A 14,010-nucleotide genomic window follows, 5' to 3' on the forward strand; every position below is an offset into this window, starting at 1 on the left:
CCGGAGTAATCCATGAAAACAATCAAGGCACTCGAGTTGTTGGTCGCTGCATGGTTCGTTGCAGCGTCCACGACGGCGTGGTCCCAGACCGGTGACGCAGCCAGTGCGCCGGCCAGTGCGCAAGGTGCGTCCGTGATGGCGGCATCGGGCGCTGTGGCTCCTGCGGGCAGGAAAGCGAACCGTGCCCTGCGCCGTAGGATTTATGCTGCCATCGGGAAGGACAAGGAAATTAGCGCCGGAGACATCAGTGTCATCGCGAAAGATGGCGCGGTGACACTGAATGGCACGGTCACGGAAGCTGCCCAGATCGGCAAGGCCGAGGCGATCGCCAGGGGCGTTCCTGGAGTGACGTCGGTGACCAACAAGCTGACGGTGAAGAAGCCGTTTGGCGGCATGTAAACTGCTGTAGTCAAGCACGGAGTACGGCGAGGCCGAAGACAACTGGCCACGCCGACATCTAGCCATCCGTGGCGACGCCCGATCAGGCGGCCTCAGGCAGCCCTGCTTCCTTGCGAGACAGTGGCCTCGCTATAAACGTCTCACGACGCGGCCGAAATGTAATCTCCCAAACGAGCCAGCATCGCATCGCACTTGTGCAATTGCTCGACGGTGACGAATTCGTCCGGCTTATGCCCCTGGTCCATGCTGCCGGGTCCGCAAACCACCGTTGGAATGCCCGCCTGATCGAAAAGCCCGCCCTCGGTGCCGAATGCAACCGTGCCGAACTCAATGGAACCGCTAAGCAGCGCCAAAAGACGCGCCGCTTCGCTGTCGGGCGGGGTGGCCAATCCCGGATAGGCGGAGAGCGGCTGAAGGCGGATGTCGGTGTCGGACTGCACTGCGCGCATCTTCGGCAGCAGTTCAGCCTCGGCGTAGGTCAGCAACTCGTCGGCTACCTGGTTTGCGTCGAAGCCTGGCAGCGCGCGCACTTCGAAGTCGAATTCGCATTCGGCCGGCACGATGTTGAGCGCACGGCCGCCTTTGATCACGCCCGTCTGCACGGTAGAGAAGGGCGGATCGAATCGCTCGTCGTGATGCTCGGGCTGCGCCAACTGCTCGCCGATCTCTTCAAGACGGCCGATCATCCGCGCCGCGTATTGAATGGCGTTGACGCCATACGGCGCGTAGGCCGAATGGCAAGGCGCGCCTTTCACCTGACAGCGCATCGCCAGCTTGCCCTTGTGGCCCAGCACCGGCTTAAGTTCGGTCGGCTCGCCGATCAGGCACAGGGCCGGCTTGTGCGCACGCCGCTCCAGTTCTGCCAGCATCGGCCGCACGCCGAGGCAGCCGACTTCCTCGTCGTACGAAAAAGCCAGGTGAACTGGCTGCTTCAGCTCGCGCTGGAGAAACCCGGGCACCGCCGCCAGCACCGAGGCGATGAAGCCCTTCATGTCGGCCGTGCCGCGGCCATACAGCCGCCCGTTGCGTTCGGTGAGACGGAATGGATCGACGGTCCACGCCTGACCATCGACAGGCACCACGTCGGTGTGGCCGGACAGCACGATGCCGCCGTGCTCACGTGGACCGATGGTCGCGAACAGATTCGCCTTGGTGCGCTCGGCGTTGTGGAACAGCTCGCTTTCGACACCGAGTTCCTCCAGGTAGAACCGAATGAATTCGATCATGTCCAGATTGGAGTCCCGGCTGACCGTGGCGAAGTCGATCAGCCGTTCGAGCAGCGCACGGCTGGATCTGTCATTCATTGCCGGGCACTCCGTAGCTGGGCGCGGCCGTCGGATTCAAGGCCCGGGTCAAGTAGTCCTGCATTTGCGGCCGATACGCCTGCCATAGAGTATCGAGCTGGCCGATGGGGTCGTCATCAATCCAATCGACGCGCAAATCGACGATCGGCCAGCTCACGTCACCCACGATCTTGAGCGCCGCCGAATGCACGGGGCCTGCTTCACCGCCGGCAGCTATTGCAGCATGCATGGCCGCGAGCAGGCGATCGGCAAGCGTGCCGGATGCCTGCTCGAACGCCGGAAGCATTGCCTCGATCACTTCGATGCCGGCGAGCATGTTGCCTGCGGCCACACACTGCTTGCCGGCGACAGCGTGATACGTGCCCAACGCTTCCTTGCCGCTGAAGAACGCCGTGCGCCCCTGGCCATCGATCACCGTCACCTGGCGGTACTCGCTCCACTCGCTCGTGCCGAGCACACGGTCCAATGCGGCGGTGGGGTCGAGTTGCCCGTTCTCCAGCAGATCGAGAATCTGTGGGCCGAGCGCGGGCAGGGTGACGTTCTGCGTCGCCACCGCGCCCACGCCTGCGCGCAACCATGGGCATCGAGCGCCCACCGCGATGCTGGACGAACTGATCGCGATGCCAAGCTGCCCGGATGCCGGACAGCGTCCGACGATAGAGAATGTCATGTCCCGCTCCTTAGGCTTTCGGCGGCGTCCATCCATCCGGAATGACCGCGATAACGTCGATTTCCATCAACCACTGCGGCTGACCCAACGCAACCACCACCAGGCCGGTCGAAATAGGAAACACGCCCTTCAACCACTTGCCGACTTCCTGGTAGACCGGCTCGCGGTAGCGGATGTCGGTCAGGAACGTCGTGGTCTTGACGATGTGAGACAGGTCGCTGCCCGCTTCTTCGAGCAACTGCTTGACGTTCTTCATCGCTTGCTCGGCCTGGGCGCGCGGATCGCCGATGCCGATCAGGCGGCCTTCGAAGTCCGTGCCCACCTGGCCGCGTACATAGACCGTGTTGCCGGCGCGCACGGCCTGACAGAGATCGTTGTCGAGCGTCTGGTTCGGATACGTATCCTTCGTGCTGAACATGCGGATACGGGTATGCGTAGGTTGGCTCATCAATGCACCTTAATGTAGGAAGAAATGGATTGCGGATTAAAGAGGCGTACGCATCAATTCACGCCCATCTCGCTGACTTTGTGGATGCGCGAATTGGCTGAGGTGTTTTCAACGCCTTCAACGCTTTCCTCGCGGCGGCTCGGTGCCTGGCCTTGCGAGTCATCGTAGTAGGCCAGGTATTTACGCTGCGTGACGATGTGATCGGCAATGTGCTTGGCGTCGTGCCACACGCCCCAGATGAATGCGGACCCTCGGCGCGATAGCCAGGGCAGACCGAGGAAATAGATGCCAGGCTCCTTCGATACGCCGCGTTGATGTTTCGGCTTGCCCTTTTCATCGAAGGCGTTCACGTTCAACCAACTGAAGTCGACTGCATATCCGGTCGCCCAGACAATCGACGTCACGCCGGCTTTCGCCAGATCGAGATCGTGCAACGGGTGCGTCACGCATTCCGGATCAGCGGGAATGACGCGGGCCTCAGGCTCTTCGGGAAGATCGAGGCCGTTACGCTCGGCGTACGCGTCGGCCGCGTCCAGCAGCGACAGATAGTTTTCGTCGCCACGCGCGATGTTCTCCGCGAGATCTGCTTCGAAGGTCACCACGCCGTCATTGAACGATTTCGTGAGGCCCACGAGCGTGATGCCCTGATTCGCGAGACGCCGGAAGTCCACCGTATGGCCGCCACGCGAACCGCTTACTGCAATGGTGACGTGCTCCCTGCCGGGCTTCATGACCTCCGCATCCCATTCGCCGAGCACGCCGAGCCACCAGCAGAAGTCGCGGCCGCGATAGGCGCGTGGTGGACGATCGTGCGCCCCGACCGAGAGATAGACGCGCTTGCCCGCACGTTGCAACTCGTCCGCGATTTGCACGCCTGACGATCCGGCCCCCACCACCAATACACCCCCTTCGGGCAATTGGGCGGGATTGCGATAGTCAGCGGAATGAATCTGCGTAAGGCTCGAATCTTGCGGCGCGATTGGCGGAATGACGGGGCGCTGAAAGGGCCCCGTGGCGACTACCACGCGATTCGCCTCGATCGTGCCCTCAGAGGTTTCGATGGTGAAACCCTGACGCCCCGCATTGCGCACAACCTTCTTCACTTCCACACCGGTGCGGATCGGCGCTTCAAACTTCTCCGCATAGGCGACGAAATAGTCCGCGACCTGTTCCTTCGACGCGAAGGCGTTGGGGTCAAAGTCGGCGAACTCGAGATTGGGGAAACGATCGTGCCATGCGGGGCCATTGGCAACCAGCGAATCCCAGCGTCCCGTGCGCCAGCGCTCGGCGATACGAGCGCGTTCCAGCACGAGATGCGGCACGCCAAGCTTGCTCAAATGTTCGCTCATGGCGACGCCGGCCTGACCGGCGCCGACTACGAGCGTGTCGATTGACGTTGTTTCCACTGTCATAGCTGTGTCCTTCCGAAAAGGCGGAATGTTTCGATTCGATCGCGGCGTCACGGCATCGCGGCCTTCGAGCGCTCGCGATCGTGGCGGACCCGGTAGTGTTTCCCGACAGCGCGTTACCGCCCAGTCCGTTCGTCTTTCCTGAAAATCTACGCGTCCGTTCAGAATCTGAAAAATATATTTAAAAAATGCATAGCATCGGATTTGCCTATGCAAGCCTTTTTGACAGCTTCACAATGCCGCCAATTGAGGACTTTGAAAACGGAGCGTTGTCGATGGAGAGTCAGCCGTTGCGCTACTCGTTGCGCCAGTTGCGCTATTTCGTGGTCACCGCGGAAGCACTGTCTTTCACTGCCGCCGCGAAGCGTCTGCACATCTCGCAGCCGTCGATCTCGACGGCGCTCGCGGACCTCGAAGTGTCGTTCGGTGTACAACTCTTCATACGGCATCACGCGAGCGGCCTCTCGCTCACGCAAGCCGGTCGCGATCTGCTCGGACAAGCGCGCAATCTGCTGAAGATTGCGGAAGAATTGCAGACGACCGCGAAGGAAATGGACGGCGGCATGACGGGTGTCATCACGCTCGGTTGCCTCGTCTCGCTTGCGCCGCCGCTCATGCCGCGGCTGATCAGCCGATTCGTCGACGAGCACGCAGGTATCTCGTTTCGCACTGTCGAGGCGCATCAGGATGGCCTCTTGCGCGGCCTGCACGACGGCTCGCTCGACATTGCGCTCACCTACAGCCTCGATTTGACAGAGGAGATCGCTTTTACGCCGCTGCTCTCGCTGCCGCCCTATGCAATCCTGCCGAGGACGCATCGTCTGGCACGCGCGCGCAAGGTATCGCTCGCGGACCTCTTGCCCGAGCCCTACGTGATGCTCGACTTGCCGCACAGCCGCGAGTATTTCGCCGCGCTCTTCGATGCGGTGGGCAGCCGCCCCGTGCCTGCGTTCCGCTCGTCGCAGCCGGAAGTCGTGCGCGGCATGGTGGCCAACGGTCTCGGCTATAGCCTCCTGAACTTTCCGCTCAAATCGACTCGCACCGTGGATGGCGAAGAGTTCGTCATTAAGCGTTTCAAAGACAACGTCAACGCAACGATGCTCGGCATCGCGCAATCGCGCACAATGAAGCCGCGCCAGGTCGTCCATCGCTTCACGTCATTCTGCGAAACCTATATACGGCGCCTGCATATCGACGCATGATCAGGAAAGCGCGATCGTCTGCTTTAAGCCTGCGCGCGTTGCATAGGCAAAAGCTTTGCTTTGTATCTAAAAACAATATTTTGCCTTGCAATTTGGCTTGATAGATTGGTGTCCATGTTGAGCGCTACGCCGCAAAGCCTCGCGTTACCGCGCTCTCACCGTGACGAATCAAGGGGGACACCATGGCCAACCCGGCAAGGACGATCGCAGTGCAAGCGCTGGTCGACGAACTTCAGACGGGTTGCGAACGGCCATTCAGCGATGCGCATGCGATGCCGCCCGGTGTCTATACGTCGCCCGAATTCCTCACGCTGGAAGAGCGCGCTATCTTCGAGCGCGAATGGCAATGCGTCGGCCGCGCCAGTGCGCTCAAAGTGCCCGGCGATTACATGACGACTCGACTTGGAGCCCAACCGATTGTCGTATTGCGCGACGAGCAGATGCAGCTCAAGGCGATGTCGAACGTGTGCCTGCATCGCATGTCGGTGCTGCTCGAAGGACGCGGCAACTTGCGCCGCATCGTCTGCCCCTATCACGCCTGGAACTATTCGCTGGACGGCGCGCTGCAAGGCGCGCCGCTCATGGATCGGCAAGAGGGCTTCTGCAAGGAAAGCTACAAACTGCCCGCCGTGCGCTGCGAAGAATGGCAAGGCTGGATCTACGTGACACTCGACGAAAACGCGCCGCCCGTTCACGCGCAGCTCGCCAAACTGAACGAGCTCATCGGTGCGTACGGCATGTCGGACTACATCGAAACTTTCTATGAAGAGCACGTGTGGGACACGAACTGGAAGATCCTCGCGGAAAACTTCATGGAAAGCTATCACCTGCCCATGCTGCATCGCGCAACGGTAGGACCGCATTCGCGGCTCGATGAAATGGAATGCCCGCCGGGCTATCCAGCCTTCAACTATCATTGGATCACGAAGGAAGCGTCCTTGCCCATCGGTAACGCGCATCCGGACAATACGCGCCTCACGGGACATTGGCGCAAGACCACAGCGCTGCTCGCGATCTACCCGACGCATCTCGTCACGCTCACGCCGGGTTACTTCTGGTATCTCGTGCTGCAGCCTCAAGGGGTGGACCGCGTGCATATCCGCTTCGGCGGCGGGCTTGCGCCGGAGTTCGTCGCGGATACCGAGGCCAACGCGCACATGACGACGTTGAAGAAGCTGCTTGACGACGTGAACGCGGAAGATAAACGCGGCGTGGAAGCCGTCTTTCGCGGCGTACACGCGCCGCTCGCGAAACCCGGCCACTTGAGCTATCTCGAACGTCCCAACTACGACTTCGCACGCTACGTCGCTAGCAAAATCGTCGCGACGCAAATCGGCACGCATTGATCAAGACGCACCATCGACAGGACGCGATTACGATGTCAAACCCTTCCTTCATTTCGTTCTCGGGCGTGAGCAAGTCGTATGACGGCGCGCAATACGTCGTCGATGACTTGAACCTCGACGTGAGCAAGGGAGAATTCCTGTCGCTGCTGGGGCCGTCCGGTTCGGGCAAGACGACGACGCTCATGATGCTTGCGGGATTCGAATCGCCCACGCGCGGCGAGATACGCCTCGACGGACGGCGGCTCGACGACAAGCCTCCGCATCAGCGCGACATCGGCATGGTGTTTCAGAACTACGCGCTCTTTCCCCATCTGACGATTGCGGAGAATGTCGCGTTTCCGCTTTCCGTGCGGCGCGTAAGCCGCGCCGAGCAGAAGACGCGCGTGAAGCGCGCGCTCGAGATGGTCGAACTGCCGCATCTGGCGAACCGGCGTCCCGCGCAGCTCTCCGGCGGACAGCAGCAGCGCGTGGCGCTCGCGCGCGCGCTCGTGTTCGAGCCGAGCGTCGTGCTGATGGATGAGCCGCTCGGTGCGCTCGACAAGCGCCTGCGCGAAACCATGCAGTACGAAATCATGCGCCTGCATCGCGAGCTGTCGCTCACGATCGTCTACGTGACGCACGATCAGGCCGAAGCGCTGACCATGTCGGATCGCGTCGCCGTGTTCTCCGATGGCCGTATTCAGCAAGCCGCCACGCCTAGCGAACTCTACGAGAACGCGCAGAACGCCTTCGTCGCCAATTTCGTCGGCGAAAACAACGGGCTGACCGGGCGCGTCGTCAATGCGAACGAGGAGTGGGCGACGCTCGCGCTCTCGGACGGCAGCGTCATTCGTGGCCGTTGCGAACCCGGTCTGAGCACGGGCGACGAAGCGATGCTCGCGCTGCGCCCCGAGCGCGCACATATCCCGAGCGCCGAAGGCGTGCACGTCGATGAACACAGCAACGTGGTGCGCGCACGCGTCGAGGAACTGGTGTATTGCGGCGATCATCATCGCGTGCACCTCGCGCTCGGTTCGCGCGATTCGTTTGTCGTGAAAGTGCCCAATACGCAGCGCCATGCGCTGCCTTCGCCCGGCAGCACGATCGAGATCGCATGGCGCCACGACGACTGCAAGATTCTCGCGATGAGCGTGCCACGCAGCGCGCCCGTGATCCCCGCATCCACCCCGCTCTCACCTTCCATCATCACGACCGCACCAGCAGGAGCCAACTGACATGCGCACTCTCATCAAAGCACAAAGCGCCGCACTCGCCGTACTCGCATTCGCTACAATGACCGTCCAGGCGGCGGAGACGCTTTCCGTCGTGACCTTCGGCGGCGCGTACGAAGCGGCGGCCAAGAAGGCCTATTTCGAACCGTTCACGCAAGCCACCGGCATTGGCTTCTCGACCGAATCGTATGACGGCGGCCTCGCGAAGCTCTCCGCGATGGAGCAGGCGAAGAACACCACGTGGGACCTGATCGACCTCGAAACGAACGATGCGATCACCGCCTGCGACGAAGGACTGCTGCAGAAGTTCGACAAGAAGACGCTCGGCAAGACGAGCGACTTCATCCCCGGCACGATCAGCGATTGCGCGGTTGCGAGCATGGTCTGGTCCACGGTCTATGCGTACGACACGAGCAAGCTGAAGACCGCGCCGACCACCGTCAACGACTTTTTCGATCTGCAGAAATTCCCCGGTAAGCGCGGCCTGCGCAAGTCGCCGAAGGTAACGATGGAATGGGCGCTGATTGCGGACGGCGTCGATCCGAAGGATGTCTACAAGGTGCTCGCTACGCCCGCCGGCGTGGATCGCGCCTTCAAAAAGCTCGACACGATCAAGCAGAACATCGTGTGGTGGGAATCGGGTGCCCAGGCGCCGCAGTTGCTCGCAGACGGCGCGGTCGTGATGACGCAGGCCTACAACGGCCGCATTTCCGACGCCGCGAAGAAGGACAACAAGCCATTCAAGACCGTCTGGGACGCACAAGTTTACGACTTCGACTGGTGGGCCGTTCCGACGGGTGCGAAGCACGCCGACGCCGCCGCGAAATTCATCGTCTCCGCTTCGCAGCCGAAGGCGTATGCGGATCTGTCGAAGTACATCGCGTATGCGCCGCCGCGCAAGGATGCAATCGCGCTTGTCGACAAGCAACGCCTTGCCGATCTGCCGACCGCACCCGAGAACTTCAAGCGCGCCTTGCAGATCAACGCGAACTTCTGGGCCGACAACGCGGACCAGATCAATAAGCGCTTCCAGGTGTGGCTGACGCAGTAACACGATCGTCCAACGAGAGCCCAACGTGACTACCCACATGCCCGCTTCGGCCCGAGCCACGGCCCCGGGCTCTCCGACGAGAGCCGACGGCCGCGCGTCGTTTCAAAAGGCGCGCCGCCGTGCGTCGGTGCAGGCGCTTTTGCTCGCGCTCCCGCTGATCGTGTTTCTGCTTTCGACGTTCATCGCGCCGATCGCGCTCCTGCTCGCGCGCAGCGTGGAGAACCACGAAGTGCCCGACAGCATGCCCGCGCTCACGCGCGCGCTCGATGCATGGGACGGGCAGGGCGTGCCGGACGAGCGCACGTTCGCGCTGCTCGCTGCGGGGCTCAGGGAGGCGCAGCAAAGCGGACAGCTCGGCACTGTCGCGCGGCGGCTGAACTTCGATCAGGCCGAGTTCCGTAACCTGTTGATGCGCACCGCGCGCCAGTTGCCCCCTGATGCGCCGCCGGCGTGGAAACCGGCGCTCGTCGAACTCGACGCACGCTGGAATTCGCCGGAGATCTGGCGCTTGCTGAAGCGCGCCGCCACGTCGCCGACGCCGGACTATCTGCTCGCGGCCGTCGATGCGCAAGTGACGCCGCAAGGTTCAGTTGCGTTCGTGCCGGACAACGCTTCGATCTATCGACAAGCGTTCATGCGCACGATCTCGATCAGCGCCACGGTCACGCTGCTGTGCCTCGTGCTCGGCTATCCGGTCGCATGGCTGCTCGCGAATTTGCCCGCGAAAAGCAGCAACCGCCTGATGCTCTTTGTGATCGTACCGTTCTGGACCTCGGTGCTCGTTCGCACAACCGCCTGGTACGTTTTGCTGCAACCGGGTGGTGTCATCAACAGCCTGCTGATGGGGCTCGGTCTCACCACCCATCCACTGCCGCTCATCTTCAACCGCGCGGGTGTGCTCATCGGTATGACGCATGTGCTTTTGCCCTACATGATTCTCGCGATCTACTCGGTGATGAAGAGCGTATCGCCCGTGTATGTGCGGGCCGCTCAATCGCTAGGGGCGCACCCGTTCGTCGCGTTTGTGCGAATCTACATGCCGCAGACGCTGCCGGGCGTGGGGGCGGGCTGCTTCCTCGTGTTCGTGCTCGCGCTTGGCTACTACATCACGCCCGCGCTGCTCGGCGGCGCAGGCGACGAGATGATCAGTCAGCTCATCGCGATCCAGACCAACACGCAACTCAACTGGGGCCTTGCCGGTGCGCTCTCGGCCTATCTCGTGATCTTTACGGCGGTCTTCTATTTCCTGTTCAACCGCATTGTCGGCATCGACCGTTTGCGCTTTGGTTGAGACTCGGTTGACACACGCGGATACGACGAGGGAACGATATGCCAGATAAACGCAACACGGTGCTGACGGAACGCGTCGCCGGGCGCTGGGTGCGGCTGCATACAGCGCTTGTGCTGTTCTTCCTGATTGCGCCGATTCTCGCGATCATCCCGCTTTCGTTCAACTCGGGCTCGTACTTCTCCTACCCGTTGCAGGGCTTTTCGCTGCGCTGGTATGAGCAGGCGCTCACGAGCGCGGCCTGGCAACGATCGCTCCTGAACAGCATCGGCATCGGCGCGGCGTCGACGCTGATCGCCACGTGTCTCGGCACGCTCGCCGCGCTGGGCATTTCGCGCGCGCAGTTTCCGCTGCGCTCGCTGATCATGCCGATCATCATCTCGCCGATGATCGTGCCGATTGTCGTCGTCGCGGCTGGCTTCTATCTGATCTTCGCGCCGCTCGGCCTGGTGAACTCGTATCCCGGCGTGGTGCTGGCGCATGCGGCGCTCGGCACGCCATTCGTCGTGATCACCGTGACGGCGTCACTGCTTTCGTTCGATCAGAGTCTGTTGCGCGCCGCTTCCGGGCTCGGCGCGACGCCTTGGATCACATTCAGACGAGTAACCTTGCCGCTCATCACACCGGCGGTCGCGACCGGCAGCGTCTTCGCTTTCGCGACCTCGTTCGACGAAGTCATCGTCATTCTGTTCATCGGTGGCCCGGATCAAACAACCGTGCCTCGGCAGATGTGGAGCGGGATTCGCGACTCGATCGACCCGTCGATTCTCGCCGTGGCGACGATGCTGATCGTGTTTGCCGTGCTGCTCTTCGCGAGTATTAACTGGCTGCATGGCCGTGCGGCCGCCGCCAGTAACGCTCTTATTTGACGCATCGAGGCCACCTGGGGCATGCAACCCGTCGGTGTGCCGCAAGCCGCTGCCTGGAAGAGGGCAGGGAGAAAAACAAAAGACCGCTGTCCGTGAGGGCAGCGGTCTTTCTTACGATGGGTGGCGAACGAGGGACTCGAACTATTGGCCGGCCGGCGACACTACGCTCGGAGTCGCCAGCGTGTTGTGACTCCCAGGAAGGTTGGTGAGGGACGTCGAGCTATTGCTCGTGCTATTCGGCATGCCCGAGTTCGGCGACGCGGCGCTCATGCCGCTGTCCGAATTGGTGGCGCCAGGCGTGCCGTAGCCGCTCGTTGTATTGGCTGGCGACGCGGCGGCCGGCGACACTACACTCGGGGTTGCCAGCGTGTTGTTGGCCTGTGCATAAGCGCCTCCCGACAGCGTGAGTGCGGCGACGGCCGCGATTAATGTGCTGGTTGTCTTCTTCATGACCGGTTCCTCCTTGTTTTGGCTGGAATTCCGACGCAAACGATCCATTCGTATTTTTCCATAGCGGTCGTTGCACGCCTGGCTCGTGGCGATCAAACAAACTCGCGCGACCGTTCGCAGTGGCGCACGTGACGCGAACCACAGATCGCCGCTCAGGGCCATAGCAGGTGGTACGAAGTTTAGGAAAGCGGCCGCTGATAATTAAGCGCATTACTCGCAAGGATGAATTTCGATTTTTGGAATTGCCTCTAATGGGTCCTGCCCCTCAATCTGCTCGCTAATGCCTTACTGCCTTACGTCAGAGGGCGTGATCGTTGAGCCGTGACAGCCCGCAATCGCGCGCTTGGTACCCGAATCCGTTGAAGGCCGGCTCCCTGGCGCAACGGATCGACTTCGTTGCTGGGCGGCATGAAACTCCGCGCCTGTCCAAGTCAATACCACATACGTTTCACTGCCGCACCCAATGCTAACTCCCGTCGTGCTGCAAATATTTGTGGGCGAACGCGATCGCCATGCTGCCTTCGCCGACCGCTGAAGCGACGCGCTTGACCGGGCTCAATCTCACATCCCCACAGGCAAACACGCCAGGAACACTCGATTCGAGGAGGTAGGGATCCCGGCTATAGGACCAGCGTCCCGCCTTGACGACGTCGTCGCCAGTGAGAACGTATCCGCGCACATCGCGTGCGATTTCTTCCGGCAACCACTCCGTCTCAGCATCGGCGCCAATGAAAACGAACAATGCGCCACAGTCGTGTCGACGCACCTCTGCGCTCAACCCATCGCGTACGTCAATCGCTGTCAGATGGGTATCGCCGTGTGCACCGACTACTTCCGATCGCAGTTGCACCCCTACGTTTGATTTCCCTCGAAGCTGCTCGACGAGGTAGCGAGACATGCTCTTCTCCAGCGAATCGCCTCGCAGGACAAGCGTTACCATGCGCGCATGATTGGCAAAGTACAACGCTGCCTGGCCGGCCGAGTTTCCACCACCGATCAGATAGACGTCGAGGCCGTGAGTAGCGTTCGCTTCGCTGCGTGACGCGCCGTAGTAAATACCTTTACCGATAAACCGGTCGAAGCCGTCAATCACGAGGCGGCGCCACGTGACGCCAGTCGCGAGAATGATCGTTCGCGCCCGGATGACGTCGCCTCCGTCGAGGTGAACGCTACGGCCGGCGACATCGATTCGAGCGACCGACCGTGTCACCAGAATCTCTGCACCGAGCCGCCTTGCCTGCTGCAGTGCACGGCTCGCCAGTTCGTCGCCCGACACGCCGTTGGGGAAGCCGAGGTAATTCTCAATACGCGAGGAGGTCCCGGCCTGCCCACCTGGCGCTTCGCGCTCCAGCACCACAGTACGCAAGCCTTCCGACGCACCGTACACTGCCGCAGCGAGACCGGCCGGCCCGCCACCAATGATCATCGTGTCGTATTCGGCGAGGCGAGGCTGTGTCTGCAGACCCAGCAACTCCGCAAGCTCTCGTGTCGTAGGTCGGCTCAGCACCGTCCCGTCGACCAGTCGCAATGCCGGGCAATCCTGCTCTGGCGGACAGGTTCCAGGCCAGCGCGTGGTCACTTCGGGCGCATCCGGTGTCATCCAGTCGTAGCTGATCTGGTTGCGGGCGAGGAACTGGCGCAATGCGGTACAAGCGGTGTCCCAGCGACTTCCAATCATGGTCACGCGGATCTTGGGCGGCTCGGCGGAGAGGCCCTGCAGTCCACCAATGCGCTCGCGCGCAAGGGCGCCCATCTTGACCGCAATTTCCGGCGACGCGGCAGCGAGTGTGTAGTAACGCTGGGCGTCCACGCGCATGACACGCGACGGCTCCGCGGCCCGATAGGCACCAGGAAACGGCGAACTCAGCGCGAGCGGCACTTCGCCAAAGATGGTTCCGGGCAGACGCCAGCCCAGCGTGCGTTCGATACCGTCGAACGTCTTGATGACTTCCATCTTGCCGGACACAACGGCGTACAGTGCGCGCTCTCCACCTTCATGGACCGCGAACTCACCCGCGCACAGATGCAGGTCTGCGCACGTGTGCGCGAGATGCTCCAGTTCGTTGTCGGGGAGTGTTGAGAACAGTGGAATCGCCCGGATGTCGTCGATTGTCAGCATGGCTTCGTCCAAACAGGCAATTGAGGTGAAGCTCGGTCCACTTGGTTTCACGTCGCCTGCCTGGCCAAAAGAACATGCGCAAGCAGACGGCTCAGCCCTGGCGTTCGATCCGAGGCGGGCACAACGCCGTTAGTCTCCCGCACCGAGCGCACCAAAACCGTTCGAATAGTTATGCGAACGCATACCACAGCTACGCGATAGACAGCAGGCAGACCAAGCCAGTATATGACTTTCGGATGCGAAC

At 61.7% G+C, this 14,010-nt stretch carries 13 protein-coding genes; 7 read left to right on the top strand and 6 right to left on the bottom strand.

What is annotated here, in order from left to right; all coding sequences use genetic code 11:
- Positions 1-12 precede the first annotated feature (12 nt).
- Positions 13-399 carry a BON domain-containing protein gene (locus M0D67_RS09575; protein WP_154566727.1) on the top strand — a complete coding sequence of 129 codons (387 nt, stop codon included), beginning with the start codon at positions 13-15 and terminating at the stop codon, positions 397-399.
- A 140-nt stretch (positions 400-539) separates the two neighbouring features.
- On the opposite strand, the gene argE is transcribed toward M0D67_RS09575, so the two are convergent.
- From argE to M0D67_RS09595, 4 genes are read right to left on the bottom strand one after another with little or no spacing between them, the layout of a single operon-like run.
- Positions 540-1,703: an acetylornithine deacetylase gene (argE, locus tag M0D67_RS09580; protein WP_154566728.1), complete on the bottom strand. Its 1,164-nt coding sequence runs from the start codon at positions 1,701-1,703 to the stop codon at positions 540-542.
- Positions 1,696-2,373 (bottom strand): DUF1028 domain-containing protein, encoded by a 678-nt coding sequence (locus tag M0D67_RS09585; protein ID WP_154566729.1) that lies wholly within the window; start codon positions 2,371-2,373, stop codon positions 1,696-1,698. The genes argE and M0D67_RS09585 overlap by 8 nt, the downstream gene beginning before the upstream one ends.
- 10 nt (positions 2,374-2,383) lie before the next feature.
- A complete protein-coding gene (locus tag M0D67_RS09590; RefSeq protein ID WP_154566730.1) occupies positions 2,384-2,821 on the bottom strand; it encodes a RidA family protein in 438 nt (145 codons plus the stop codon).
- 53 nt (positions 2,822-2,874) lie between these two features.
- Positions 2,875-4,233: an NAD(P)/FAD-dependent oxidoreductase gene (locus M0D67_RS09595; protein WP_154566731.1), complete on the bottom strand. Its 1,359-nt coding sequence runs from the start codon at positions 4,231-4,233 to the stop codon at positions 2,875-2,877.
- Positions 4,234-4,505: 272 nt separating this feature from the next.
- Here M0D67_RS09595 and M0D67_RS09600 point away from each other — a divergent pair, with 272 nt between their 5' ends.
- The 6 genes from M0D67_RS09600 to M0D67_RS09625 all read left to right on the top strand — a co-directional run bounded on the left by M0D67_RS09600 (position 4,506) and on the right by M0D67_RS09625 (position 11,197).
- Positions 4,506-5,432 (top strand): LysR family transcriptional regulator, encoded by a 927-nt coding sequence (locus tag M0D67_RS09600; RefSeq protein WP_097394262.1) that lies wholly within the window; start codon positions 4,506-4,508, stop codon positions 5,430-5,432.
- Between the two features lie 182 nt (positions 5,433-5,614).
- On the top strand, positions 5,615-6,778 hold the full coding sequence (locus M0D67_RS09605; protein WP_266238678.1) for an SRPBCC family protein: 1,164 nt from the start codon (positions 5,615-5,617) through the stop codon (positions 6,776-6,778).
- A 32-nt stretch (positions 6,779-6,810) separates the two neighbouring features.
- Entirely contained in the window at positions 6,811-7,992 is a 1,182-nt protein-coding gene (locus M0D67_RS09610; RefSeq protein WP_266238679.1) for an ABC transporter ATP-binding protein, read from the top strand.
- Between the two features lies 1 nt (position 7,993).
- Positions 7,994-9,040: an ABC transporter substrate-binding protein gene (locus tag M0D67_RS09615; RefSeq protein ID WP_266238680.1), complete on the top strand. Its 1,047-nt coding sequence runs from the start codon at positions 7,994-7,996 to the stop codon at positions 9,038-9,040.
- Between the two features lie 37 nt (positions 9,041-9,077).
- Positions 9,078-10,331: an ABC transporter permease gene (locus M0D67_RS09620; protein WP_266238799.1), complete on the top strand. Its 1,254-nt coding sequence runs from the start codon at positions 9,078-9,080 to the stop codon at positions 10,329-10,331.
- 38 nt (positions 10,332-10,369) lie between these two features.
- Positions 10,370-11,197: an ABC transporter permease gene (locus M0D67_RS09625; RefSeq protein WP_266238681.1), complete on the top strand. Its 828-nt coding sequence runs from the start codon at positions 10,370-10,372 to the stop codon at positions 11,195-11,197.
- Positions 11,198-11,338: 141 nt separating this feature from the next.
- On the opposite strand, the gene M0D67_RS09630 is transcribed toward M0D67_RS09625, so the two are convergent.
- Positions 11,339-11,647: a hypothetical protein gene (locus M0D67_RS09630; protein WP_154566735.1), complete on the bottom strand. Its 309-nt coding sequence runs from the start codon at positions 11,645-11,647 to the stop codon at positions 11,339-11,341.
- A gap of 466 nt (positions 11,648-12,113) precedes the next feature.
- Positions 12,114-13,766, bottom strand: coding sequence for a cyclic nucleotide-binding domain-containing thioredoxin-disulfide reductase (locus M0D67_RS09635; protein ID WP_266238682.1), 1,653 nt, complete (start codon positions 13,764-13,766; stop codon positions 12,114-12,116).
- Positions 13,767-14,010: the final 244 nt, after the last annotated feature.

Source organism: Paraburkholderia sp. SECH4, from assembly GCF_030511745.1.
In the GTDB taxonomy this organism is placed as follows: Bacteria; Pseudomonadota; Gammaproteobacteria; order Burkholderiales; family Burkholderiaceae; genus Paraburkholderia; species Paraburkholderia madseniana.

Excerpts from the sequence above, each read along its gene's own strand:
- M0D67_RS09575 (WP_154566727.1), top strand. The coding sequence starts at position 13 with ATGAAAACAATCAAGGCACTCGAGTTGTTGGTCGCTGCATGGTTCGTT.
- argE (WP_154566728.1), bottom strand. The coding sequence starts at position 1,703 with ATGAATGACAGATCCAGCCGTGCGCTGCTCGAACGGCTGATCGACTTC.
- M0D67_RS09585 (WP_154566729.1), bottom strand. The coding sequence starts at position 2,373 with ATGACATTCTCTATCGTCGGACGCTGTCCGGCATCCGGGCAGCTTGGC.
- M0D67_RS09590 (WP_154566730.1), bottom strand. The coding sequence starts at position 2,821 with ATGAGCCAACCTACGCATACCCGTATCCGCATGTTCAGCACGAAGGAT.
- M0D67_RS09595 (WP_154566731.1), bottom strand. The coding sequence starts at position 4,233 with ATGACAGTGGAAACAACGTCAATCGACACGCTCGTAGTCGGCGCCGGT.
- M0D67_RS09600 (WP_097394262.1), top strand. The coding sequence starts at position 4,506 with ATGGAGAGTCAGCCGTTGCGCTACTCGTTGCGCCAGTTGCGCTATTTC.
- M0D67_RS09605 (WP_266238678.1), top strand. The coding sequence starts at position 5,615 with ATGGCCAACCCGGCAAGGACGATCGCAGTGCAAGCGCTGGTCGACGAA.
- M0D67_RS09610 (WP_266238679.1), top strand. The coding sequence starts at position 6,811 with ATGTCAAACCCTTCCTTCATTTCGTTCTCGGGCGTGAGCAAGTCGTAT.
- M0D67_RS09615 (WP_266238680.1), top strand. The coding sequence starts at position 7,994 with ATGCGCACTCTCATCAAAGCACAAAGCGCCGCACTCGCCGTACTCGCA.
- M0D67_RS09620 (WP_266238799.1), top strand. The coding sequence starts at position 9,078 with ATGCCCGCTTCGGCCCGAGCCACGGCCCCGGGCTCTCCGACGAGAGCC.
- M0D67_RS09625 (WP_266238681.1), top strand. The coding sequence starts at position 10,370 with ATGCCAGATAAACGCAACACGGTGCTGACGGAACGCGTCGCCGGGCGC.
- M0D67_RS09630 (WP_154566735.1), bottom strand. The coding sequence starts at position 11,647 with ATGAAGAAGACAACCAGCACATTAATCGCGGCCGTCGCCGCACTCACG.
- M0D67_RS09635 (WP_266238682.1), bottom strand. The coding sequence starts at position 13,766 with ATGCTGACAATCGACGACATCCGGGCGATTCCACTGTTCTCAACACTC.